The sequence below is a fragment of the Aeromicrobium choanae genome, from assembly GCF_900167475.1.
Lineage (GTDB): Bacteria > Actinomycetota > Actinomycetes > Propionibacteriales > Nocardioidaceae > Aeromicrobium > Aeromicrobium choanae.
The window spans coordinates 141,743-165,429 of sequence record NZ_LT796768.1 but is presented as its reverse complement, the minus strand read 5'-3'; the positions used below and the strand labels follow the sequence as shown (position 1 = coordinate 165,429).

Here is a 23,687-nt window from a genome sequence, read left to right as displayed (position 1 = left end):
CCCTATAGGCTGATCGCCGCACGAAAGGCACCCATGGACACCTCCGCATTCTTCGACCGAGCTCCCACCCTCTTCCCCGGCGATCCGCAGGACACCGATCCGATCGATCCGTACTGGGACCAGGTCAAGGGCGACGTCGCGGGCTTCACCTCCTCCAACGAGCTGGCTATGCTCAACCTGGCCGCCGCGATCATGCCCGCGGACGAGGCCTACCTCGAGGTCGGCACGTTCAAGGGCCGTTCGATGTGCGGCACCGTGCGCGACAACGCGGACAAGGTCTTCTACGCCATGGAGAACTTCCTCGAGTTCGGGATGGCCGGCCAGGAGGCCCGCACCGAGCTGATGGAGAACCTGGCGAAGTACGGCGCCGGCGCCGACGTGCGCCTGCTCGAGGGCGACTGCTTCAAGCTGATGGCCGTCCGGGGCGTCATCGACCGCCCCGTCGGCGTCTACTTCTACGACGGCGAGCACACGCTGCTGGCGCACTACCTCGCGCTGGCCGTGGTCGAGCCGCTGCTGGCCGACGAGGCGCTCGTGCTGATCGACGACGCCACGTGGCCCGTCGTGCAGCGTGCCCACCGCCTCTTCCTCGACCGCCACCCGGGCTGGACGATCGACGCCACGTGGGACGCGAAGTCCGACGACGACCCGCGCTGGGCCAACGGCCTGCACGCGCTGACGTTCCGCCGCACGGCCCCTTCGGTGCTGAGGGGCCGCGACGAGTGGCTGCGCCGCTACCAGGTGCACGTCCAGAACCGCCTCAACCGGATCGCCTGGAAGGCCGCCACGAAGTTCCCCGGCGTCATGAAGTTCGGCGCCCGCATCATCATGGGTCGCTCGCGCGCGATCGAGCAGAAGCAGGACTGAGTCGTCAGGGGCGGCGGTCGGGCGTACTCACGCCGGCCGCCGCCTCAGGCGTGCTGCAGGCGCCGCGAGCGCACGAGCGCCGCACCGACGATCGCGGCCGCGCCCAGGGCGCTGACCCCGACGATCTCGTACGGGGTGTCGTGGAACCACAGCACCACCAGGGCGCACTGCGCGGCCACCACGCACCAGGTGAACCGGCCCAGCCACGGGCTGTCGAGGCCCATCTCGGCGAACAGCGACACCTGGACCAGCGCCCACAGCACGCCGAGGGCGACGCAGGCGACGGCGAGCGAGCCGAACTCGGCGTACTCCGCACCGCCGGCGAGCCGGACCCAGAACTCCGGGGCCGCGGCGATGACGACGATGCCGACGAGCCCGAGCAGCAGGATCAGGCCGAGCGATCGGCGGAACGAGCGAACCGCGCGCGGACCCTGCATGCGCGGGACCAGCAGGAGCGCGACGAACTGCGTGCCCCAGCCCATCGCGCGGCCGAACGTGGCCGCGAGGGCATAGCCGCCGGAGTCGTGGTCGCCGAGATAGGCCCGGGCGAGCGTCACGTCGATGTTCGTCAGCGCGATGAAGGCACCCAGCGACATGGTGGCGCGGATCAGCTCGGCGCCGAGGCGGCGATCGTCGGCGAGCGTGAGGTCGTCGCGACAGAGCCACGCGCCGAGCACGGCGACGGCGGCCGCGACGAAGAGCAGCAGCGCGAAGACCTGCGCCACGCTGAGGCCCAGCGCCGCACCGCCCGCGCCGGCGGCCAGCCGCCCGGCTGCCGTGGCCACGTAGATCACGGACAGCGCAACGAGCCGGTCGCGCCCGAGCAGGATCCCCTGGAAGGCTCCCGTGAGCGTCATCGGGACGAGCGTCAGGCCGAGCCAGACCGCGGACCAGGCCGTGTCGAGCCGGAAGGCGCTGGACAGCAGGGGAGCGGCGACGATCGTGGCCGCGGCGAGGGCGACGCCCACACCGAGGGCGGTGCGCACCCCGCGCGAGTCGTGGGACGCACCCGCGACGTGGCGCGCGACGATGACCTGCAGCGCCCCGGCCGGGACCGACAGGACGATGCCGTACGCGGAGAGCGCCGAGAACCCGCCGAAGTCCGAGGGGCCGAGGGCGCGTGACAGGACCAGCACGAAGACGTAGCTGAGGAGATTGGCCAGCGCCATCGTGATGCCGAGGGCCGCTCCGGAGCCCGAACGCGTGCGTGAGGGGGATGACGGGCGGGGCATGGCGCCCTCAGGCTACCGGCTTCGTGACTCTCCGGTAACAGGATGTGTGATGCGGGCTATATTGGACGACGCTGTGCCCGCGGCCGCTGCGGCCGAACCCTGAGGGAGTCCCTGTGCGTCTGTTCACCCACTACCGCTTCGTGGTGGGCTCGGCGATCCTCGCGCTGGCTCTCGTCATCGGCCTCAACGGCTGGGGCACCTTCTACACCGACATCAAGCCCGAGGTCTACGTCCGGCCCTGGCAGATGCTCGGCCAGTACCTGTCGTCGTGGACCTCCTCGCCGTACCTGGGCTCGCCGAACTTCAACGTCGGGCTCGCCCCGGTGCTGCTCGTCCTGTCCGCGCTGCGGGGAATCGGCCTGTCGCCGGAGATGACCTTCAAGGTCTTCCACTTCGTCCTGTGGCTGGTGGCCGCGTGGGGCGCGGCGCGCCTGACGCGCACGATCGCGCCGCAGGTGGGCCGCTGGGGCGGGCTCCTGGCTGCCGTGCTCCTGCTCGCGAACCCCTACACGATCAGCGCCGGCGCCACCTTGGCCATCGCGCTGCCGATGGCCCTGCTGCCGTGGCAGCTGCTGTGCCTCATCCACGGCCTGCGGCGCCCGGCCAGCTGGGCCTGGCCGGCGTTGTTCGGCCTGACCTTCTTCGCGATGAGCGGCATGAACGTGGCGGTCGTGCCACTCCTGCAGCTGCTGGCCGTCATCCCCGTGGTCCTGGCCATCCGCGCCAGCGACGGCCTGCGGTGGCTCGACGCGCTGCTCGTGCTGGCGAAGTCGGCCCTGTTCGTCGTCGTGCTCTCCCTCTACTGGCTGGTCCCGGCGTTCGCCGCCCTGACCACCGGAGCGCAGATCGTCGAGGGGTCCGAGTCCCTCACCGGCATCGCCAAGGTCTCGTCGTTGACCGAGGTGCTGCGCGGCCTCGGGCTCTGGCCGCTCTACGGCTCCAGCTCCACCGGGCCGTGGGTCCCCGAGCACGCCGTCTACGTCGTGAGCCCGCTGATCATGCTGCTGACCGCGGCGTGGCCGGCACTGGGGCTGATCGCCCTGGCGTGGGCGCGCACCCGCGCCCGGGTGTTCGTGTCCGTGGCCGTCTTCGGCGCCGCGATCGTCATGGTCGGCGTCTTCCCCTCCGAGGACGGGCCGGCGTCGCCGTTCGGCCGTCTCCTGGGCGAGATCCTCCAGATCCCCGCGCTCTCGGCGTTCCGCACGACCAACAAGATCGGCGCGGTGCTGGCGGTCGCCATGACGATCGGCATCGTCATCACGGTGATGCACCTGGGGCCACGCGTGTGGCGCTGGCACCCCGCGCGCACGGTGGTCGTGGTCGTGGCCGCGAGCATCTTCGCGGCGTGGTCCCTGCCGGCGCTGGCCGGTCGCCTCTACATCTCGCCGATCGACATCCCCGACTACTGGAGCGAGGCGGCCGCCTCCGTCGACGAGAGCAGCCAGCCCGGCTCCGTCCTGGTCCTGCCCGGTCAGGTCCGGCCCTTCTACCGCTGGACCGAGGAGCGCCCCGACGACGTCGTGAACGCGCTGTTCGACCGTCGCGCGGTGGTGCCCGAGACCACCCCGAACGCGTCGCCGCCCGGCGTCAACTTCCTGGCCGCGCTCGACGGGTCGGTGCAGTCCGGCACGTCCACCGGGGCCGCCGTGTCGACCATGGCGCGCTACCTCGGCGCCGGACAGGTCCTGCTGCGCAACGACGTCGTGTGGGAGAACACCGGCGGCGCTCGTCCCGCGGAGATGAACCGGCTGATCGCGAACGACCCCGGCCTGTTCGGTCGCCAGAACTTCGGCGTCCCCGGTGAGAACACCCTGTCGCCCGCGATGGAGGACCCGTTCTTCCACGGGGAGAACCTGCTGCCGCCCGTCCAGGTCTACGACGTCGGCGGGGCACGCGAGTCCCTGCGCGCCGTGCCGCTGGACGGACAGGTCATCGTGGCCGGCGACGGCTTCGCGTTCCCGGCGCTGGCCGAGGCGAGACTGCTCGACTCGTCGCCGCTCGTGCGGTACGCCCAGGACCTCTCCACCGACGAGTTCTCCAGCGCCCTCGACACCGCCGGCCGGATGGTCCTGACCGACACGAACGCGCGACGCAGCGTCATCGCCAACCGGCTGACGGTGGGCCAGGGCCCCCTGCTGCGCGAGGACCAGGACCCGGGTGCCACCCGCACCCTGGGCACCGACACCGACGACCAGACGGTGCGCGTGGACTCGGTCGTGAAGGTGACCACCTCGCGGTCGGGCGGCACGTTCTTCGACCTTCCGTACGGCACCGGCGACTTCGCGGTCGACGGCGACCTCACCACGGGCTGGCGCTTCGGCGACTTCGGCACGGCTGCCGGCCAGCGTCTCGTGGCCACGCTGGACGAGCCCGTCGAGTTGGACGAGGTGCCGATCGCCCAGCTGCCGATCGGTGACGTCCAGATCGACGAGGTCACCGTGTCGGCGGGCGGACGCAGCGACACGATCACCCTGCCCGAGACGGGACTGGCCACGGCGCGACTCGGGGGAGTGGAGGCCGACGAGGTCACCGTCACGATCGACTCCACCCGCGGCGAGGGCTTCAACTTCGTCGGCATCGCCGAGATCGGTCTCGACGGCCGGAAGGCCCACGTGGCCGGCCGGACCCCGCTGACCCTGTCGAACACCTACGACGAGCTCGACTCCTCCGATCGCCTGCGGTTCTCGCGGACGCCGCTCGACGTGCTGCTGACGCGCGTGCAGAACACCCCGTCCACGAGCGACGACTCCGAGCGCGCCCTGAACCGCGTGGTGACCCTGCCCGACCGGCGCGCCTTCGAGACCAGCGCCCAGGTGCGCGTCAGCGGGCCGGTCGAGGTGATGTACGACCGGGTCGAGGGACGCGGCAAGGACGTGGAGGCGGAGTCGAGCGGCTTCTACTTCGACAACCCGGCCAACCGTGCGTCGCGCGCCGCCGACGGCGATGCCGACACGGGCTGGGTGCCCGGCGGCACCACGCGGGGCGCCTGGTGGGAGATCCGGGGAGAGCCGCGCCGGATCGACCAGATGCGCCTCGTGCAGGAGGCCGCCGAGATCGCCGACGAGCAGACCCGGCACCACGCCACGCGCGTGACGGTCAGCGTCGACGGCGTCGACGTGGCGGAGTCCGAGATCGGACTCGGCGAGACCACGATCGACCTCGACCGGCCGGTCCGCGGCTCGGCCGTGCGGGTGACGATCGACGGGATCGAGGGCGACCCGAACGGCGTCCCGGCCACCTTCACCACGATCGACACCGGACTCGAGGTGCCGGAGGCCGACGGCGGAGACCACTGCCTCCCGGTGGCGGTCCTCGACGGCGAGGGGCTGCTCATGCGCCCGCAGACCAGCCTGCTCGCGCGCAGCGACCAGCAGGGCACCCGGTGGGTGGGCTGCGAGCCCACCCGGCTGGAGGCCGGCGAGCACACCATCGACGGCAACCCCGCGTTCGTCCTCGACTCGCTGGAGCTGAGCGACACGCGCGAGTCGCTGGAGCGGTTCGGGTCGCCGATCATCTCCGAGATCACCCGCGAGGGCGACGCGCGCATGACGCTCGACGTCGAGGTCGCCGACGGTCCGTACGCGGTGGTCACCGGCCAGAGCCACAACCCGAACTGGAGTGCCACCGCCGACGGCAAGGATCTCGGCGCCCCCGTGATCCTCGACGGGTTCTCCTCGGGCTGGATCGTCGAGGACGGTGCCGCCGCCACCATCGACATCCGCTACACGCCCCAGCTGTGGTCGAACATCGCGCTCGGCGCCAGCGGTCTCGGGCTGCTCGCTGCGCTCGCGCTCGTCGTCACGGCGCTGGTGCGCCGTCGTCTGTTCGCCCTCCCCGACGGCGTCGCCGGACCCACGGGTCTGCGGCCGCGCTGGGCCACGGCACGCGTCCTCACCGCGGTGGGCGTGGTCGGCGCCGGCCTGCTGCTGGGCTGGGGCGGACTCGCCGGAGCCCTTGTCGCCGCCGTGCTCACGTGGGTGCGCCCGGTCGACCCGCGCCGCCTCGTGTACGCCGGCTCGGCGCTCACGTTCCTGTCGGTCGTGGCACTGCTGGTCGTCCAGGTCCGCCGCGACGGCATCGGCGAGCTGTCCGCCGACGTGATCTCGGCGAGCCTCGTCCCGCACCACGTGGCCGCCGCCGGGCTCGTGCTGGCGATCGCCGGCAGCCTCATCCTGCTCGCGCGGAGGTCCGACGATGACTGAGCCCCTGGTGTCCGTGATCGTCCCGACGCGCAACAACCGCCGCACCATCGAGCGGTGCCTGGCGTCGGTGCGGGCCCAGGACCACCCGCACGTCGAGCTGATCGTGGTGGACAACCACAGCTCCGACGGCACCGACGAGATCGCGCAGGGACTGGCCGACGTCGTCATCACGGCCGGGCCCGAGCGCAGCGCCCAGCGCAACCGCGGGATCCGGGCGGCCGAGGGTGTCTGGATCCTGTGGCTCGACAGCGACATGTACCTGCCCGCCGACGCCCTGAGCGCCGCGGTGCGCACCGCGGCACGGACCGACGCCACCGGCGTGGCGCTGCCCGAGCGGACCATCGGCGACGGCTTCTGGACGGCGTGCCGTGCCCTCGAGCGTGAGTGCTACCTCGACGCACCGTGGCTGCACAACCCCCGGCTGCTGCGCCGGGCCGACATGCTCGCCGACGGCTTCCATGAGTCCATGTCCGGACCTGAGGACGCCGACCTGCGGTTCCGGATCCGCGACGCGGGGGGCACGGTGGCGCTGGCGCCGGTCGTGGTCGACCACGACGAGGGCCGCCTCACGCTGAGCGACATCTGGCAGAAGCGCTACTACTACGGATTGAGCCTTCCGACGCTCGTCGATCGTCACGGCGGCGCGATGGCCGACCAGGGCAGCGGGGTGCTGCGGGCCTACGCGCAGAACTGGCGCCGTCTCGTGCGACGGCCCGTCCACGCCCTCGGCATGGCGGGCATGCGCGTCATGGAGGCCGCCGGCTACCTGTGGGGCGCCCGTGCGGGTCGCCGCCGGGCCGGGGTGTGAGGATCGTGGGGTGACGCGCGAACTGCTCTGGGTCTCCCTGCCCGACCAGCGGCCGCGTCGCGAGCTCTTCTACATGTCGCTCATGGGCGACACGCACGTCACCGCCCTCGCCCGAGACGAGCCCGTCGGCGACCTCACCTGGGTGCCGAGCACCTACCGCCGCCCGATCAAGCGGTTCATCGAGGCCGGCGCGCTGGCCTGGGTGAATGAGCTCCGCGACCAGGACCCGGCCGAGTTCGACTGGGTCGCCTCGCTCGAGCTGTGCTCGCTGGTGACCGGCCAGGCCGCGAAGTGGCGTCGGAAGGGCACGGGCCGGCGACCGTTGCAGGCCGTCGTCACGTGGGAGAACCTCGCGCGACAGCCGCTGTACCGCGTCCCGCCCTACCGCCAGGCGCTGGAGTCCTGCCGCCGGGCCGAGCTGCTGCTGTGCATGGTCGACGCGGCGCGCGACCACCTGCTGGAGAACCGCTTCGACGACGCCGTGATCCGCGTCGTGAAGCCCGGGGTCGACACCGAGATCTTCACCCCGGCCACCGAGCCCGTCGAGCACCCGCGGGTCGTCTTCGTCAGCCCGCTCGCCGAGAACAAGGGCATCGACCGCATCCTCGCGGCGATGGAGCTGGTGCGCCGGCAGATCCCCGAGGCCGAGCTCGTCGTGGCGGGCCGAGGGCCCCTCGAAGCCCTGGTCCGAGCGGCGGCCGACGACCCGCGCAGCGGTGTCACCCTCGTCGGAGGTCTGGACGCGAACGGCGTCGGCGACCTGCTGCGCAGCGCGGCCGTCTTCACCACGGCGCCGCGCCCGACGTGGAAGTGGGAGGAGCAGTTCGGCCTGGCCTACGTCGAGGCGCAGGCGTGCGGCCTCCCCGTCGTCACGACGCGCTGCGGCAGCAACCACGAGGCGATCGCGCCGGGCAACGACCTGCTCGACGTCGAGGGCCCCGGCCAGGTCGAGGCCCTCGCCGCCGCCCTGGTGGGGTGGCTCTCCGACCCCGCGCGCCGCGAGCGCCAGGGGGAGGCGAACCGGGCCTGGGCCACCGAGCACCACGACCTGCACAGGCAGTGCCGGCGGATGGGCGAGGCCTTCGCCGAGATCGAACTCCTGCACGGGGCGCGCTGATGAGACGCTTCACGACCCCGGCGTTCGTGGGGGCCGCCACCGGCCTCGTGGCCGCCGCGCTGATCCTCGGACCGGCGCTGCTGCCGGGACTGCAGCTCAACTACGACATGGTCTTCGTGCCGCACCTGGGCTTCGGCGAGCGGACCCTGGGAGTGGACGGGTCCGTTCCGCGTGCCGTCCCGAACGACCTCGTCGTCGCGGCGCTCTCCACCTTCCTGCCCGGCTGGCTCGTCCAGAAGGTGCTGCTCGTGACGGTGTTCGTGGCGGCTGGTGCCGGAGCCGGGGCGTTGCTGCCCGGGCGCAGCGCCGCCGTCGCGGGAGCCCTCGTGGCGTGCTGGAACCCGTGGGTCGCCGAGCGCCTCGCGATCGGGCACTGGGGCTACCTGCTCGGGTACGCGTCCCTGTTCTGGGTCGTGCGCATCGCCGGGCGCCTGCGCCGGGGCGAGTCGCCGACCGGCGCCCTCGGTGTCGTGATGGCCCTGGCCGGGCTCTCCGGGTCGACCGGCGCGGTGCTGGCCGTCATCACCGCCACCGCCGTGCTGCTCGCGGGATCGCGCTGGCCCCGGGCGTGGCGCGCGTGGGGTTGGGCGATGGCGGTCTCGGTGCTGGTCGCCGCGTCATGGTGGTTCCCGTTCCTGCGGTCGCAGGCGTCGTCCTCGGCCGACTCGGCGGGCGTCGAGGCCTTCGCCGCCCGCGGCGACACCCCGTGGGGCATGGTCGGCTCGGTCCTCACGGGCGGCGGCATCTGGAACCAGGCCAGCTGGTTCGCCGAGCGCCAGAGCCTCCTGCTGTCCGGCGTCGCGCTGCTGGGCGTGCTGACCGCGGTGGGCGTCGCGTGGTCCGACGCCCGGGTCCGGTCGAGGCCCGAGTACCTCGGCGCCGCCGTGGCCGGGCTGGTCGGCCTCGTCGCGGCGATCGTCGCGGGCCTTCCCGGCGGTCGTGAGCTCGTGTCGTTCGTCGTCCTTCAGCTGCCGGGCGGGGGACTGATCCGCGACGGCCAGAAGTTCGCCGCGCTGTGGATGGTCGCGGTCTCCCTCGCGGTCGGACTCTGCGCCGCCCGCCTCGGCGCGGCCGCCACGCGGCGTGGAGTGAGCCGGTGGATCGCCGGGGGCCTGGCCGCCGCCACGGGCATGGTCGCCGTGGTCACCCTGCCGGGCCTGGCATGGGCCGGAGGCGGTCGCTGGGGCTCGGTCGACCTACCCGTCGACTTCACCTTCGTGGCCGAGCGCCTCGAGCAGGCCGAGCCCGGGGCCGTGGCCGTGCTGCCGTGGACCCAGTACCGCCGGTACGACTGGAACGACGACCGCGTCGTGCTCGACCCCTGGCCCCGCCTGCTCGAGCGGGACGTCCGGGTCAACGACGCCCTGCCGCTGCGCGACGGCCTGGTCGCGGGGGAGGACCCCAGGGCCGCGGAGGTCACGCGGGCCCTCGCTGCGCCCGAGGGCGACGTCCTGGCCGCGTTGCGGGCCGCCGGCGTCCGACACGTCCTGCTCCAGACCGATCAACCGGGACCCACGCTGAACGCCCTGCAGCTGGGCGGAGCGGACCTGCGAGTTCGCACCGAGGCGCTGGAGTGGTGGGACCTCGGCGACGAGGGGCTGGCGCCCGTGGAGGAGGCGCAGCCGATCGACCACCTCGGCCTCGTGCTGGGCGCCCTGGGCCTCGCGCTGGCGGCGGCCGGAGTGCTCGCGCGGGCCCTGCGCCGGCGCGATCCGGCGGCCTGATCCGGCTTGTCCCACCGGTGTGTCATCCGCGGGACAAGCCGCCAGGGGGCTGCTAGGCTACCCGTAAGTATTTCCTCGACTACGGAAAACAGGGGCACATGAGCGAGAACGCAGTCTGGACCATCGGCGGCAGCGCTGCCGGGATCATTCTCGGAATCCTTGCGGTCTTGGGCATCGTCGCGAGCCAGACCGCCGTCAAGCAGGATCAGACGCACTCGTCCGTCATCGCGTACGACGAGTCCTGATCGATCCGGGGTGACACACCCCACCACCGACGAACCCCGCGCGACGCCAGACGTCGCCCAGAGGGTCAGAATCGCCGCCAGCACCTTGCTGGTGGCGATTCTTCCGTGGGTCGTCGCGCCCGGGCGCACCCAGCCCGACACCAAGCTCGACCTCACGGTCGCCCCGTGGGACTACCTCGCGCGTGCCCTGTCCGCGTGGAACTCCCATGCCGGCCTCGGTGAGCTGCAGAACCAGGCGTACGGCTACCTCTTCCCGCTCGGCCCCGTCATGGGCCTCGCCGATGCGGTCGGCCTTCCCGGCTGGGCCGCCCAGCGGCTCTGGTGGAGCCTGCTCCTGGTCGTCGCCTTCACCGGCACCTACCTCCTCGCGCGGCGCCTCGTGGGCCTGCGCCCCGACGTCGCCCTCGTCGCGGCGGCGCTCTACGCCCTCGCGCCGCGGGTCGTCACCGTCCTGTCCGAGATCTCGGTCGAGGCCTGGCCCGGCGCCGTCGCGCCGTGGCTCGTGCTGGCGGCCTGGACCATGGTGCGACCGTCCACCGACCGCAGGGTGCTCGTCCGGGCTGCGGCAGGCACGGGCCTGCTGACCTTCGCGCTCGGTGGCGTCAATGCCACGGCCTCGGCGGTCGTGCTCCTCCTGCCGCTGATGGTGATTCTCACGGCCCCCCGCGCCGCACGCCGGGGGCGCGCCCTCGCGGCGTGGTCGATCGCGGTGCTGGTCGGCGCCGCGTGGTGGGTCGTGCCGCTGCTCGTGCTGGGCCGCTACGGCTACCCGTTCCTGGACTTCATCGAGACCGCCCGGATCACCACGGCGGTCACGTCGGTGCCCAACGTCCTGCGCGGCGCCGACCACTGGATCGCCTACATCCTCGACGCCGAGTCCCACCCCGTGTGGCAGTCCGGCTGGGTGCAGGCCCAGGACCTCGTCGCCATCGTGAGCGGGATGGTGGTCGCCGGCGCCGGCGTGGCCGGTCTGGTGGTCCTCTCGCGCGACGGTGAGCGGCGCGACGTCACCCGATTCCTCATCGGGTCGGCCCTCCTGGGCACGCTCCTCATGTCGATCGGCCATGCCGGTGTCGTGGGCTCGCCGGTGGCCGAGGGAGTCCGGGCCTTCCTCGACGGGCCCGGGGCGGCACTGCGCAACGTCCACAAGGCCGACCCCCTCGTGCGACTCCCGCTCACGCTCGGGGTCGCGGTGCTGGTGTCGCACGGGCTGGGCCGGTCACGCCGTGCCCCGAGGGCAGCAGTCGCGGTCGTGCTGGCGGCCGCGCTGCTGTCCCCGACCGCGCTGTGGGCCGGACGTGGCGGCGACGCCAACAGCTACGAGGAGATTCCTGCCACGTGGCGCCAGGCCGCCGAGGAGATCGACGTGCTGCACGAGCAGGACGGCGGCTCCACCCTGGTGCTGCCGGCCGCCCGCACCGCGGAGTTCACGTGGGGAAAGACGTCCGACGAGCCGCTCGTCGCCCTGGCCGAGTCACCGATCGTCGTCCGGCCGGCGGCGCCCCTGGGGCATCCCGGCGCCACGCGCCTGCTCGACCGGATCGACGCGGTCGCCGCCACGGGCGTGGCGCAGCCCGGACTCGCCGATCTGCTCGCCCGCATGGGAGTGGCGCGCGTCGTCGTCCGCGACGGGGTGCTGCCCCTCGTGCAGGCGCAGCCCGCCGACCTCGTCGAGCGGACCCTCGAGCGGTCGCCGGGGTTCGCCGAGCACGAGCGATTCGGCGACCTCGCGGTGTGGACCGTCGGCTCGGGGGCGGCGCCACTCGTCGAGTCGATGGCGGCCGACGCCGAGATCGTCGTCTCCGGCGGGCCCGAGGCGCTCGACGACCTCACGTCCCTGGGCCTTCCGTCGCGGTCGTGGACCACGATCTCTCCCGCTGCGCCCGACGCGGACGTCGTCACCGACTCGCTGCGCTGGCGCCAGTTCAACAGCGGGCGCCCGGCGCAGCTGGCGTTCGGTCCCACGCTCGACGCTGCGGACGACTCGCCCGAGCCGATCGGTGCGCGCGACCTGCCTCCTGCCGGCGATCGCTCCGACCAGCCCGTGCGCGAGTGGCTCGGTCTGGCCTCGGTCGAGGCGTCCAGCTCGGGCGCCGATCCGTTCGCCGCGGCCTGGGCGGGCACGGACGCAGGGCCCGCCGCCGCGCTCGACGGCGACCGCTCCACGACCTGGCTCACCGACGAGGATACCGACGGGCGGCTCACCCTCGTGCCGGACCAGCCCGCTCCGCTGGGTCGGGTCACCGTGGTCCCGGCCGCGACGACGCCATCGGTCGACAGCGTCACCCTGCGCGCCCGTCGCGCCGACGGGACCACCCGCGTCATCACCGTCGACCTCGCCGCGGGCCGCGGCACGGCCGACTTCGGCACCGAGGAGTTCGAGCGGCTCGATCTCGTGCTGCCGACCGCTCCGCGGGCGGTCGTGCGGGGGATCGCCGAGGTCAGCAGCGACGTGCAGGAGTGGGGCTCGCGGATCCGCTTGCCCGGCGAGGTCGACCCCCGCCGCACCAGCATCGTGCTGAGCCCGCTCGCCGAGGACGCGGCGGCCCCGCGGTGGGCCTTCGAGTCCACGTCGTCGGCGCGCGTCCCGCTCGAGGTCACGGCACGGTCGCGCCCGGGCCCGGACCTCGAGGCCCTGCTCGACGCGCCCGCGCGGTTCACCTCCGGGGACCGCGTGGGGGAGGACGCGACGAGTCGCCCGGGGGCGGCCTTCGACGGCGATCCGTCCACCGCCTGGCGGGTGCCGGCCGGTCGCGACGCGGCCACCGTCGAGATCGCGCTGCCGGCCACCACCTCGATCGGCCGGATCTCCACCGGCGGCACGGGCCTCGCGGGGATCCGGGCGTCGGTCGGCGGTCGGGTCACGATGCTGCCCCGCACCGGCGGGGTCGTCGAGGGTGAGGGCGATCGGGTCACCCTGACATTCGTGCGCACGGCCGGCGAGGGCGAGTGGACCGTTCCCGAGATCGACCTCGACGCCGTCGGCGCACCCGGGCCCGCCCGCGTCCCCTGTGCGGCCGTGACCGTCGGCACGTCCACCGTGCGCGTCGGCGGCGAGGTGGATCGGGAGCGTCTGGTGAACGGCGACCCCGTGACACTCGAGCCCTGCGGCGGCTCCGAGGCGGTCGTCGCGCCGGGCACGGTCGACGTCCGCACGGACCTCCCAGCCGCCCTGCAGGTCGAGCGCGTCGTCCTCGGCCCCACCGATTTCGTCTCCGGCGCCGGTCGCTCGGTGCTGGCACGGGAGGAGGCCCCCGGTCGCATCGTCGCCTCGGTCAGCGGGGGACGGGACGCGGTGCTCGCCCTCGTCCAGGGCGCCAACGCGGGCTGGCGCGCGACGACCTCCTCGGGCCGCGAGCTCGAGCCCGTCACGATCGACGGATGGCGGCAGGGCTTCCGGATGCCCGAGTCCCTGTCGGGAGAGGTCGTCATCGACTTCGCCCCGTCGGCCGCGCACCGGTGGGGCCTCGCGGCCGGTCCGGTCGCGCTGCTGCTGCTCCTCGGAGCGCTCGTCGCCACACGGCGCACCCGCCTCCCGTGGGAGCGGTGGCCGGCGCCGGTCAGCGCGGTCGACCGCAGGATCGGCTGGGCCGTGTCAGGCGCCCTGGGCTTCCTGTGCGGAGGACTCGCCGGGCTGGTGCTCGCCGGCGCCGCGTGGGTGTTGCCGCGCCGACGGGTGGTGGTTGCCGCGATCTCGGCGATGGCGGTCGGCGCGGTGGCCATGGCCGCGCTCGGCGTGGTCGACCGCACCTCGGCCGGCACGGTGCTGGGTCAGCTGGCCGGTCTGTTCACGCTCTCGCTGCTGGCGCGGGCGCTGTTCGACGGCGGACCGCGGCGAGGATCGGGCGCTCCACCAGCCACCACGACAGCGACGCCAGCGCCACGCTGAACCCGGCCACCGCGTAGAGCGTCCACCAGAAGCCCGTGGCGAAGAGCGTGGCACCGGTGACCTCGAACAGGACCTGCAGCACGACCACGTGCCAGAGGAAGACGCCGTAGGAGATGTCACCGAGCCAGCGGGTGACGCCCCAGCGCGCCACCGCGTCCGCGGGCGTGCCGGGCTCGGGCTCCTGCACGCACGCCGCCAGCAGGAGCAGGGCGAACAGCGCGTAGAGCGCCTCCTTGGCCACGGCCTGGCCGGCGGTCGGCAGGGTGAGGTCGCGCGGTCCGGCCAGCGGCGAGGAGGCCACGACGAAGACCACCACGGCGAGCAGGACGAGCGTCGGGCGCGAGCGCCACACGGCCAGCAGGCCCGGACGCGTGGTGAGAGGCCCGACGCCCCGGCGATGTCCTTCCGCGAGCAGGGCCACCGCGGCACCCGCGCCGAACCAGGCGAGGTGACCGACGACGCTGGTGGCGAGCACCCCGGCACCCCCGTCGGACCCGGCGCGGCTCCACGCGGCGGCCACGGCCTGGGCGAGGAGTCCGACGACGGCGACGAGGGCGGTGACGGCCACGAGCGCTCCGACGCCACGGGCGCCGCCACGGCGCCACAGCCCCCGGGTCAGCAGACCGCCGAGGACGGGAACGAGGACGTAGAACGTGACCTCGGTCGTGAGGCTCCAGCTCTGCGTGAACGACTGGTAGTAGTCGCCGGTGTAGCCCTGCAGGACGAGCACGTGCGCGGCGACCTTCGCCGGGCCGCCCGCGCCTCCGGTGAGCCAGACGGCCGCGGCCAGGACGCCGGCGAGCGCGAGCCAGTACGCCGGCAGGATGCGCGCGGCGCGGCGAACGGCGTAGCGAGCGGTCGCGCCGGCCTCGTGCCCGGTGCCGTCCAGGCCGCGCGCGATCGCGGGCCGCAGCAGCAGGAACGCGGAGATGGCGAAGAAGACCGCCACGCCGGCGTCGCCCCGGGCGACGAGCCCCCCGACGAGGTCGATCGAGGAGGCCCCGGTCCAGAATCCGACGTGCGAGACGAGCACCAGGCCAGCGGCGACGGCACGCAAGCCGTCGACGAGACGCAGGTGGCCCATGTGCCCTCCGGGATCGAGTCGGATCAGGTAGGTTGACGTGGCACTGCGCCCGGCAGGGCGATGCGTCACCTCTGGAGGCTAGTACGGATGACACAGCAGTCCCACCCCGTGTCGCCCGATCCCGGCGCCGCCGACGTGCGCCGTCCGGTGCTCCGGGCGCGGGCCCCGCTGCGGATCTCGTTCGCCGGTGGTGGCACCGATGTCGCACCGTTCCCCGAGCGTGAGGGCGGCGCCGTGCTGTCGGCCACGATCTCGGCGTACTCCTACTGCACCCTGCGTCCGCGGGCCGACGGCCAGGTCACGATCAAGTCGCTCGACTACGGTTACTCCGTCGGGTTCAACGTCGACGACGACCTCGAGCTCGACGGCCAGCTCGACCTGCCGAAGGCCACCATCGCGCGCCTGCGGCAGTACCCCGGCGCCGTCTCGGCCACCGGCTTCGACCTCTTCATCCACACCAACGCCCCGCCCGGCTCGGGCCTGGGCTCCTCGAGCGCCGTGATGGTCGCGGTGATCGGCGTGGTCGCGCAGCACCTCGGCCTCGACCTGACCGAGTACGAGGTCGCCGAGCTGGCGTACCGGCTCGAGCGCGAGGACCTGCAGATCCCCGGCGGCGCCCAGGACCAGTACGCCGCCGCGTTCGGCGGGTTCAACTACATCGAGTTCGCCGACCAGGTCGTCGTCAACCCGCTGCGCATCCGCGACTCGACGATCCACGAGCTCGAGCACAACATGCTGCTGGCCTACACCGGCAACACCCGCGTCAGCGACCACATCATCGACGACCAGGTGTCGCGGTACGAGCGCGGCGAGGAGTCCGCCCTGGAGGGCCTGCGCGCCCAGAAGGAGCTCGCCGCCGAGATGAAGCTCGCGCTCGTGCGCGGCGAGGTCGACACGCTCGGACGCCTGCTGGGCCGCGCCTGGGACGAGAAGCGCAAGATGTCCGACCGGATCGCCACGCCGCTCATCGACCAGGCCATCACGAAGGCCCTCAAGCTGGGCGCGCTGGGTGGCAAGGTCACCGGCGCCGGCGGCGGCGGCCACCTGGTCTTCATCTGCGAGTTCGAGCGCCGCCACGTCGTGGCCGAGGAGCTCACGCGGATGGGCCTGGGCGTCTCGGAGTTCACGTTCTCGAGGGAAGGTCTGGTCACGTGGAGGGGACAGAGTTGACGGTCCAGCACCAGTTGCACAGCGCGTCCGAGGACGCGGTCACGCAGGTCGTCGCCCAGCGCCAGACGCTGGGCATCGAGGCGTGGGCCGTCCTGGCCCGTGCGCTCGAGGAGCCGGCGCTCGTCGAGCAGGTCGACGCCGCCGGCCGCGCCGTCGTCGAGACGCTGCGATCCGGGGGCATGATCCTGGTGGCCGGGAACGGCGGCAGCGCCGCGATCGCGAGCCACGTCGCCGCGGAGTTCGTGGGCAAGTGCATCCTCGACCGGGCGCCGCTCCCGGCGGTCTGCCTCGCCGACTCGCTCACCTCGATCACCGCGGTCGGCAACGACTACGGCTTCGACGACGTCTTCGTCCGGGGCGTGCAGTCGCTGGGTCGCCCCGGCGACCTGCTCATCGCGATGTCCACGAGTGGTCGCAGCGCCAGCATCCTGCGCGCGCTCGACGCCGCCCGCGAGCGGGGCCTGGCGACCGTCGCCCTCACCGGGGAGTCCGGCGGCGACCTGCCGGGCCGCGCCGACCACGTGCTGCACGTGCCGTCGGACTTCACGCCCCGCATCCAGGAGGTCCACATGCTGTGGGCCCACGCCTGGTGCGAGGCGGTCGACGTGCTGTCGCAGCCGACGTCCTGACCATGTGGTCGGCCGAGGCGCTGCTCGGGCGTGACGCCAGCGAGATCCCGCCGCCGGAGCACGAGGTCCCGTGGGACCTCGTGCTGCTCGACCGCGACGGCACGCTCAACGTGCACCGTCCGGGGTACATCGCGTCCCCGGCCGAGCTGAGGCTGCGGCCCGGCGCGGCGCGCGCCGTCGGCCAGCTGACCCGCGCCGGCGTGCGCACCGTGCTCGTCACGAACCAGCGAGGGCTCGCCACCGGACTGCTCACCGAGCCGCAGCTCGTCGACGTGCACACCGCGCTGCTGGCGCGACTCGCCCGGGCCGGCGGACGGCTCGACGCGATCGAGGTCTGTCCCCACCAGACCGGCACCTGCTCGTGCCGCAAGCCGCTCCCGGGGATGCTGCTTCATGCCCTGGAGCGAGCGCCGTGGGCGCGACCGGAGCGCGTCGTGATGGTGGGCGACCAGCCCAGCGACGAGGCGGCCGCGCACGCCGCCGGAGTCGCGTGGCTCGACGCCGGACCCCGTGGCGTGGGGAGCGCTCGCATCGCCGACGTACTCATCAGTAGGGATCCGCACCAGAGGGGTTCCGTGGTGCTACGCTCTCGCGAGAGGTAACTCACAAATACTGTTTTGCATGACCTATTCGGAGGCACTTGTGCGGAAGTTTTCTCGTGGCGCGGTGGCGTTCCTGACGCTCGGAGCGTTCCTTCTGACGCTGGGCGTCGCGATGAAGGTGTACGCGTACGACCGGCTCGCCGTGGTCCCCCTGGACCAGAACACGCAGCAGGTCCTCGGCGACGACAACGCGAACTTCTTCGACGCCGACAACGTGGCCCCCGGCTCGGGCGCGATCACCACCATCGCGACCGTCATCGGCGATCCTGACCTGGCCGAGGAGGCTGCCGACGAGAACGACGGCGCCAACGTCGGCGTGTTCACCAAGGGTCAGAGCACCGACAACAACGACCAGGCCCCGCCGATCGACTTCCTCGAGCAGACGTTCGCGATCGACCGCTTCACCGGCGAGGCCGTGCCGTGGTCCGGCAACTCCCAGAACGGCGAGCCCGTCGACTACGAGGGCCAGATCATCAAGTTCCCGTTCAACACCCAGAAGAAGAGCTACGAGTACTGGGACGCGACCGTCAAGGCGCCCATGACGATGGAGTACGAGGGCACCGAGAAGGTCGAGGGCACCGACGGCTCGATCGACACCTACCGCTTCACCGGCTCGGTCCCCGAGACCGAGTTCGGCATCCGTGAGGTCCCGCGCGGCATCTTCGGTCTCGAGGACACCAACTCGGTCGAGGCGACGCGCACCTACCAGAACGACCGCACCATCTGGGTCGAGCCCGAGACCGGCGTCATGGTCAAGGTCCAGGAGGCCCAGAAGCAGTGGCTCAAGCTCGACGAGCCCGGCGCCGAGGACGTCGTCGCGATGGACACGGTGAGCGCGTCCACGCCCGAGACCGTCCAGGCCACGATCGACGACTACGGCTCCAAGGTCGGCGTCCTGAAGGCCGTCCGCACCTGGCTCCCGCTGGCCATCGGTGGCCTCGGCGTGCTGTTCATCGTCGTGGGCATCGCGTTCGCGGTGCGGTTCCGCAACCAGCGCAACTCCGACGTCGACGACGAGGCCTACGCCACCGTCTGACGCATCGCAGACAGCAGGGCCGCCGTCCCCCTCGGGGGCGGCGGCCCTTCTCGTCGTGTGGGGTGCAGGCTCAGGGACGCGCGACGCGCTCGACGAGGTCGGTCAGCTCGTGGCCCGTGCGGTCCCAGTCGAAGCGCAGCGCGAACTCGCGGGCCGCGGCGCCCAGCTTGGCGCGCTCGTCCGGATCGGCCAGCAGGCGGCCCAGTCCGGCGATGAACTCCTCGTCGGTGTCCACGAGCAGGCCCGTGTGGCCGTCCTGGACCGACTCCTGCGTGCCGCCGGCGTAGCGGAAGGCGACGGTGGGCACGGCGTGGTAGCCGGCCTCGAGGATCGTCAGGCCCCAGCCCTCCTTGATGGAGGGCATCGCCAGGGCGGCCGCCCCGGCCAGGAGGGCGTGCTTCTCGTCGTCGCTCACGTGGCCGTGGAAGACGACCCGGTCGCTGACGCCCGCCCGTCGGGCGTGCTCGACGAGGGAGTCCATCCAGTCGCCGCCGCCGATGACGTCCAGCGCGATGTCGGGGTACACGCCGGCCAGCGCGGCGACGGTGTCGATCGCCAGCTCGACGCGCTTGTGCGGGACGAGGCGGCCCAGGCACGCGAGGCGTGTGCCGCGCTCGGGCTCGGGCTCCTCCTCGAGCACGTGGTCGGGTGCCTCGTTGCCGCTGTAGACCACGGAGACGCGGGCGGGGTCCACGCCGACGGCGGCGAGCTCGCGGCGGGACGCCTCCGACACCGTGACGTATTGCTGGCGGCGGTAGACGAAGGGCGCCACGTGGGACTCCAGGAACCAGCCGACCGAGGAGATGGGGCGGGGGAAGAAGGTGAACCACTGCTCGCGGTGGACGTGGTGGACCACGGCGAGCAGCGGCTTGCTGAAGACCAGGGGAGTCCAGAAGGGCACGCCGTTCTGGACGTCGATGACGATGTCGTAGTCGCGGCGGAGGCGCCACACGTGCCACAGGCCCCGCGGGTACACCGTGAACCGCCCGCCGGCGCGCACGATGCGGAAGCCGTGGCGCTCGGTCCGGGGCGAGCCGCCGGGGAAGGAGGACGCGAACAGCACGACGTCGTGGCCGCGCTCGGCCATGGTGGCCGCCGTCCGCTCGGCGAACACCTCGGCCCCTCCGGCCTCGGGGTGCTCCAGGTCACGCCAACTGAGGATGGCGATGCGCAATCCGCTGATAGCGTGCTCTCCTGTCCGTGCGAGGGGTGAGGTGGCCGATGTCCTGTGAGGTGTGTTCGACACCGACGACGTCCGTGACCCTGCGGGACGGTCGATCGGTGCTGCAGACCTGTCCGAAATGCTCTCACATCGAACGCGATCCGAAGGCCGCTCCGGCGCATCCGCGTGACGTCGCGTACGGCGGGGACCCCGGTCTCGACCGGGTGCGCCTGGCCCTGACGTCGCGCACGCTGCGGCACGCGGCCCCGCTGGATCCCGGTGCGCGCGTGTTCGAGATCGGCTTCGGCGGCGGTGCGATGCTGCGGCGCTACCTCGACGAGGGTCATCCGGTCGCCGGCTGCGACCCCGACCAGCTCCACGTCGAGGTCGATGCGCAGGTGCGGGCGCAGGCGGAGCTGTACCCGTGCGGGATCGAGGAGGTCCCGGCGTCGGCCGAGCCGGCCGACCTCGTCTACGGCGTCCACGTCGTCGAGCACGTGCAGGACGTCGGTGCCCTGGCGGCGGCCGCGCTCCGGCTGCTGCGCCCGGGCGGACGCGTGCTGTTCCTGACCCCCGCGGCCGACAGCGTCTCGCTGCGCGCGTTCTCCGATGCCTGGTGGCTGCTGGAGGACCCCACGCACGTGCGGTTCTTCTCGGCGGCGTCGATCACGCGGCTGCTCGCGGACGCAGGCTTCCGCGACGTCCGGGTCACCCGGTCGCTCACCGACAACCTCACGATGGAGGGTGCCAGCCTCGTGCGCCGGCTCCGGCCGCACGACCGCCCGGCCGGGGTGCTGGCCTCGCGTGCCACGCGCTGGCTCGCCATGGCCCTCGCTCCCGCGGCGCTGCTGCTGCGGCTCGTGCACCCGCGCTGGCGGCCCACGCTGGTCGTCACGGCCACCCGGGCGGCCCGATGAGCCCCGACGGCCTGCGGCGCTCGGTCCGGCTGTTCCGCGCCTTCCTGGTGGAGCAGACCGAGCCCGAGCACTTCTACGGCACCCTCGCGCGCGACTCGGCCGACCTCGTCGAGCAGCAGATGTCGCTGCGCGGCAGGCTCGTCGTGGACGTCGGCGCGGGGCCGCTGGAGTTCGCCCGGGAGTTCCGCCGTCGCGGGGCACGCTACGTGGCGGTCGACCTCGATCCCGACGTGCCGGCGCTGGCCGACGGGGGAGTGGCCGCGGACGCGGCGGCGCTCCCGTTCGCCTCCGGCTCGGCCGACCTGGTGTTCAGCTCGAACCTGCTGGAGCACGTGCGCTCGCCGCAGGTCGTGGCCGACGAGCTGTTGCGGATCGCCCGGCCCGACGGCCTGGTCTTCCTCTCCTACACGAACTGGTGGTCGCCGTGGGGCGGTCACGAGACCTCGCCGTGGCACTGGCTCGGGGGTCGCCGCGCGATCGCCCGGTACACGCGACGGCACGGTCACCCGCCGAAGAACCGCGTCGGCGAGACGCTGTTCAAGGTCTCGGTGGCGTGGGGGATGCGGTGGGCCCACCGGACCCCCGGCGTGCGGGTCGTGTCGGCGCGACCTAGGTACCTGCCACGCTGGGCCGCCTTCATCGTGCGCGTCCCGGTCGTGCGCGAGGTCCTGTCGTGGAACCTGTTGCTGCTGGTCAGACGAGAAGATGGCGAGAGCCCCCGTCAGGACTGAAACGCGGGGTACCCTGTGAACTGAGTCCTACTCGCCAGTAGAAACCTGGCGGGCTCCGACGAAGGGAAGCACGGATGCGCGCGTTGGTTGCTGGCGGCGCCGGTTTCGTCGGGTCGCACCTCGTGGAGCGCCTCGTCGACGCAGGGCACGAGGTCGTCGTGGTCGACGACTTCAGCACGGGTCGGCGCGAGAATCTCGCCGCCGTGTCGCACCAGGTCACGATCGTCGATGCCGACATCGCCGATGCCGCCGCCGTCGACGCGATCGAGGGCCCGTTCGACCAGGTCTACAACCTCGCCTCGCCGGCCTCCCCGGTCGACTACCACCGGCTGCCGATCCACACCCTGATGACGGGGTCGATGGGCGTGAAGAACACGCTCGACCTCGCTCACGCGCACGGCGCGCGCTACCTGCTCGCCTCCACCTCCGAGGTGTACGGCGACCCGCAGGTGCACCCCCAGCCCGAGACGTACCTCGGTCACGTCAACCCGGTCGGCCCCCGCTCGGTCTACGACGAGGCCAAGCGCTTCGGCGAGGCCATGACGGCGGCCTACCGGCGCGAGTTCGGCGTCGACACGAAGATCGTTCGCATCTTCAACACCTTCGGCCCGCGCATGCGCGTCGAGGACGGTCGCGCCATCCCGAACTTCGTCCACCAGGCCCTCACCGGCCGTGAGATCACGGTGGCCGGCGACGGTCACCAGACGCGCTCCATCTGCTACGTCGACGACCTCGTCGGCGGACTCGTCGCGATGATGGAGTCCACGGCCACCGGCCCGGTCAACCTGGGCAACCCCGAGGAGATCTCGATGATCGACCTCGCCACGTGGATCTGCGACCTGGCCGAGTCCAGCTCGCAGATCGTGCACGTGCCCCGCCCGGTCGACGACCCCCAGATCCGTCGTCCCGACATCACCCTGGCGGGCGAGCTGCTGGGCTGGTCGCCGTCCACCACGGCCGAGATCGGCCTGAAGGCCACGATCGAGGACTTCCGCAACCGTCGTTAGGGTGGCGCCATGCACGCAGCGGACCGACTGATCTCCTTCGTCGACGCATCACCGACGCCCTTCCACGCCTGCGAGACGGCGGCCGCGCGACTGCGCGAGGCCGGCTTCAGCCAGGTGGATCCCCGCGACGCGTGGCCCGCCGGGGCCGGGAGCCACTTCATCGTCACCGGCGGAACGCTCGTCGCGTGGTCCACGGGCGAGGAGGCCCCGCCGCACGCCGGCTTCCGGATCGTCGGCGCCCACACCGACAGTCCCAACCTGCGCCTCAAGCAGCACCACGACGGCTGGCGCGAGGGTCAGGCCACGGTCGCCCTCGAGCCCTACGGCGGCCCGCTGCTGGAGTCCTGGCTCGACCTCGACCTCGGCATCGCGGGCCGGGTCGCGCTGCGCGACGGCAGCACGCGCACGATCCGGGTCGACGAGCCCCTGCTGCGAGTGCCCCGGCTGGCCATCCACCTCGACCGCGACGGCTCCAAGCTGGACCGGCAGCGCCACCTCGACGCGCTCGCGGGGCTGACCCGCCGGCCGTTCCTCGAGGTCGTGGGGGAGCGCGCCGGCTTCGCCGCGGGTGACGTCACCGGGTTCGACCTCATGGCCTTCGACCTGCGTCCGGCCGGCCGCACCGGTCCCGACGGCGAGCTGGTCGCCGCACCGCGCCTGGACAACCAGGCCACGTGCGCCGCGGCCCTCGACGCCCTGCTCGGCGCCGCCGAGGCCGCCGACCCCACGGCGCGCCTCGTCATGGTGCTCTTCGACCACGAGGAGGTCGGCAGCACGTCCGAGCGGGGCGCCGACTCACCGCTGCTGTCCTCGGTCCTCGAGCGCATCGTGCTGGCCTCCGGCGGCACACGGGACGACCTCTTCCGCGCGGTGGCCGACTCCGTCTGCGTGTCGGGCGACATGGCGCACGCCACGCACCCGAACCAGGCGGACAAGCACGAGCCGCTGCACCGGATCGAGCTCGGCGGTGGACCCGTGCTGAAGGTCAACCAGAATCTCCGGTACGCCACCGACGGCGTCGGCGCGGCGGTCTTCGCCGCCGCCTGCGAGGCCGCCGGGGTGCCGCTGCAGCGCTACGTGCACCGGGCCGACCTGCCGTGCGGCTCCACGATCGGGCCGATCAGCGCCGCCAGGACCGGTATCCTGACGATCGACGTCGGGGCGCCCCAGCTCGCGATGCACTCCGCGCGCGAGGTGATGGCGGCGGCCGACGTCGAGACCTACGGACGGGCCCTGCGCTCCTTCCTGACCTCGGACTGAATCGG

General features: G+C 72.9%; 18 protein-coding genes. 15 read left to right on the top strand and 3 right to left on the bottom strand.

The features are described 5' to 3' along the window. Nucleotides 1-33 precede the first annotated feature (33 nt). Nucleotides 34-867 carry a class I SAM-dependent methyltransferase gene (locus tag B5D60_RS00750; RefSeq protein WP_078698373.1) on the top strand — a complete coding sequence of 278 codons (834 nt, stop codon included), beginning with the start codon at nucleotides 34-36 and terminating at the stop codon, nucleotides 865-867. A 44-nt stretch (nucleotides 868-911) separates the two neighbouring features. Here B5D60_RS00750 and B5D60_RS00745 read toward each other — a convergent pair whose 3' ends face one another. Next, complete coding sequence (locus tag B5D60_RS00745; protein WP_153302815.1) at nucleotides 912-2,099, bottom strand: polysaccharide biosynthesis protein; 1,188 nt, start codon at nucleotides 2,097-2,099, stop codon at nucleotides 912-914. A gap of 113 nt (nucleotides 2,100-2,212) precedes the next feature. On the opposite strand from B5D60_RS00745, the gene B5D60_RS00740 reads away from it, so the two are divergent. The 6 genes from B5D60_RS00740 (at nucleotide 2,213) to B5D60_RS00720 (ending at nucleotide 14,084) form a co-directional block, all read left to right on the top strand. Continuing rightward, a complete protein-coding gene (locus B5D60_RS00740) occupies nucleotides 2,213-6,301 on the top strand; it encodes an alpha-(1->3)-arabinofuranosyltransferase domain-containing protein (protein ID WP_153302814.1) in 4,089 nt (1,362 codons plus the stop codon). After that, entirely contained in the window at nucleotides 6,294-7,109 is an 816-nt protein-coding gene (locus tag B5D60_RS00735; RefSeq protein ID WP_078698370.1) for a glycosyltransferase family 2 protein, read from the top strand. The genes B5D60_RS00740 and B5D60_RS00735 overlap by 8 nt, the downstream gene beginning before the upstream one ends. Nucleotides 7,110-7,119: 10 nt before the next feature. Beyond that, entirely contained in the window at nucleotides 7,120-8,226 is a 1,107-nt protein-coding gene (locus B5D60_RS00730) for a glycosyltransferase family 4 protein (protein WP_078701212.1), read from the top strand. Then, complete coding sequence (locus B5D60_RS00725; RefSeq protein ID WP_078698369.1) at nucleotides 8,226-9,950, top strand: hypothetical protein; 1,725 nt, start codon at nucleotides 8,226-8,228, stop codon at nucleotides 9,948-9,950. The genes B5D60_RS00730 and B5D60_RS00725 overlap by 1 nt, the downstream gene beginning before the upstream one ends. Nucleotides 9,951-10,048: 98 nt before the next feature. Continuing rightward, complete coding sequence (locus B5D60_RS16645) at nucleotides 10,049-10,195, top strand: hypothetical protein (RefSeq protein ID WP_153302813.1); 147 nt, start codon at nucleotides 10,049-10,051, stop codon at nucleotides 10,193-10,195. A gap of 91 nt (nucleotides 10,196-10,286) precedes the next feature. Then, nucleotides 10,287-14,084, top strand: a complete 3,798-nt coding sequence (locus B5D60_RS00720) for an alpha-(1->3)-arabinofuranosyltransferase domain-containing protein (protein ID WP_153302812.1) — start codon at nucleotides 10,287-10,289, stop codon at nucleotides 14,082-14,084. Here B5D60_RS00720 and B5D60_RS00715 read toward each other — a convergent pair. Next, nucleotides 13,984-15,237 (bottom strand): acyltransferase family protein, encoded by a 1,254-nt coding sequence (locus B5D60_RS00715; RefSeq protein WP_153302811.1) that lies wholly within the window; start codon nucleotides 15,235-15,237, stop codon nucleotides 13,984-13,986. The two genes, B5D60_RS00720 and B5D60_RS00715, sit on opposite strands and share 101 nt — an antisense overlap. Nucleotides 15,238-15,255: 18 nt before the next feature. Here B5D60_RS00715 and B5D60_RS00710 point away from each other — a divergent pair, with 18 nt between their 5' ends. From B5D60_RS00710 to B5D60_RS00695, 4 genes are all read left to right on the top strand, one after another. Beyond that, a complete protein-coding gene (locus B5D60_RS00710) occupies nucleotides 15,256-16,338 on the top strand; it encodes a GHMP family kinase ATP-binding protein (RefSeq protein WP_231948934.1) in 1,083 nt (360 codons plus the stop codon). Further along, complete coding sequence (locus tag B5D60_RS00705) at nucleotides 16,335-16,967, top strand: D-sedoheptulose-7-phosphate isomerase (protein WP_197684355.1); 633 nt, start codon at nucleotides 16,335-16,337, stop codon at nucleotides 16,965-16,967. Before B5D60_RS00710 ends, B5D60_RS00705 begins: the two co-directional genes overlap by 4 nt. A gap of 2 nt (nucleotides 16,968-16,969) precedes the next feature. Next, nucleotides 16,970-17,569: a D-glycero-alpha-D-manno-heptose-1,7-bisphosphate 7-phosphatase gene (locus B5D60_RS00700; protein WP_078698365.1), complete on the top strand. Its 600-nt coding sequence runs from the start codon at nucleotides 16,970-16,972 to the stop codon at nucleotides 17,567-17,569. 64 nt (nucleotides 17,570-17,633) lie between these two features. Beyond that, nucleotides 17,634-18,605, top strand: a complete 972-nt coding sequence (locus B5D60_RS00695; RefSeq protein WP_172806215.1) for a DUF3068 domain-containing protein — start codon at nucleotides 17,634-17,636, stop codon at nucleotides 18,603-18,605. Between the two features lie 70 nt (nucleotides 18,606-18,675). On the opposite strand, the gene B5D60_RS00690 is transcribed toward B5D60_RS00695, so the two are convergent. Further along, nucleotides 18,676-19,779 (bottom strand): glycosyltransferase family 4 protein, encoded by a 1,104-nt coding sequence (locus B5D60_RS00690; protein WP_078698363.1) that lies wholly within the window; start codon nucleotides 19,777-19,779, stop codon nucleotides 18,676-18,678. A 212-nt stretch (nucleotides 19,780-19,991) separates the two neighbouring features. Here B5D60_RS00690 and B5D60_RS00685 point away from each other — a divergent pair, with 212 nt between their 5' ends. The 4 genes from B5D60_RS00685 to B5D60_RS00670 all read left to right on the top strand — a co-directional run bounded on the left by B5D60_RS00685 (nucleotide 19,992) and on the right by B5D60_RS00670 (nucleotide 23,682). After that, complete coding sequence (locus tag B5D60_RS00685; RefSeq protein WP_197684354.1) at nucleotides 19,992-20,684, top strand: class I SAM-dependent methyltransferase; 693 nt, start codon at nucleotides 19,992-19,994, stop codon at nucleotides 20,682-20,684. Continuing rightward, nucleotides 20,681-21,415: a class I SAM-dependent methyltransferase gene (locus tag B5D60_RS00680; protein WP_078698361.1), complete on the top strand. Its 735-nt coding sequence runs from the start codon at nucleotides 20,681-20,683 to the stop codon at nucleotides 21,413-21,415. Before B5D60_RS00685 ends, B5D60_RS00680 begins: the two co-directional genes overlap by 4 nt. 74 nt (nucleotides 21,416-21,489) lie before the next feature. Beyond that, nucleotides 21,490-22,422 carry an NAD-dependent epimerase/dehydratase family protein gene (locus tag B5D60_RS00675; protein ID WP_078698360.1) on the top strand — a complete coding sequence of 311 codons (933 nt, stop codon included), beginning with the start codon at nucleotides 21,490-21,492 and terminating at the stop codon, nucleotides 22,420-22,422. Between the two features lie 9 nt (nucleotides 22,423-22,431). Then, complete coding sequence (locus B5D60_RS00670) at nucleotides 22,432-23,682, top strand: M18 family aminopeptidase (protein WP_078698359.1); 1,251 nt, start codon at nucleotides 22,432-22,434, stop codon at nucleotides 23,680-23,682. Nucleotides 23,683-23,687: the final 5 nt, after the last annotated feature.

Coding starts and splice junctions, on each gene's coding strand:
- B5D60_RS00745 (WP_153302815.1), bottom strand. CDS start 2,099: ATGCCCCGCCCGTCATCCCCCTCACGCACGCGTTCGGGCTCCGGAGCG.
- B5D60_RS00735 (WP_078698370.1), top strand. CDS start 6,294: ATGACTGAGCCCCTGGTGTCCGTGATCGTCCCGACGCGCAACAACCGC.
- B5D60_RS00725 (WP_078698369.1), top strand. CDS start 8,226: ATGAGACGCTTCACGACCCCGGCGTTCGTGGGGGCCGCCACCGGCCTC.
- B5D60_RS00670 (WP_078698359.1), top strand. CDS start 22,432: ATGCACGCAGCGGACCGACTGATCTCCTTCGTCGACGCATCACCGACG.
- B5D60_RS00675 (WP_078698360.1), top strand. CDS start 21,490: ATGCGCGCGTTGGTTGCTGGCGGCGCCGGTTTCGTCGGGTCGCACCTC.
- B5D60_RS00710 (WP_231948934.1), top strand. CDS start 15,256: ATGACACAGCAGTCCCACCCCGTGTCGCCCGATCCCGGCGCCGCCGAC.
- B5D60_RS00750 (WP_078698373.1), top strand. CDS start 34: ATGGACACCTCCGCATTCTTCGACCGAGCTCCCACCCTCTTCCCCGGC.
- B5D60_RS00700 (WP_078698365.1), top strand. CDS start 16,970: ATGTGGTCGGCCGAGGCGCTGCTCGGGCGTGACGCCAGCGAGATCCCG.
- B5D60_RS16645 (WP_153302813.1), top strand. CDS start 10,049: ATGAGCGAGAACGCAGTCTGGACCATCGGCGGCAGCGCTGCCGGGATC.
- B5D60_RS00680 (WP_078698361.1), top strand. CDS start 20,681: ATGAGCCCCGACGGCCTGCGGCGCTCGGTCCGGCTGTTCCGCGCCTTC.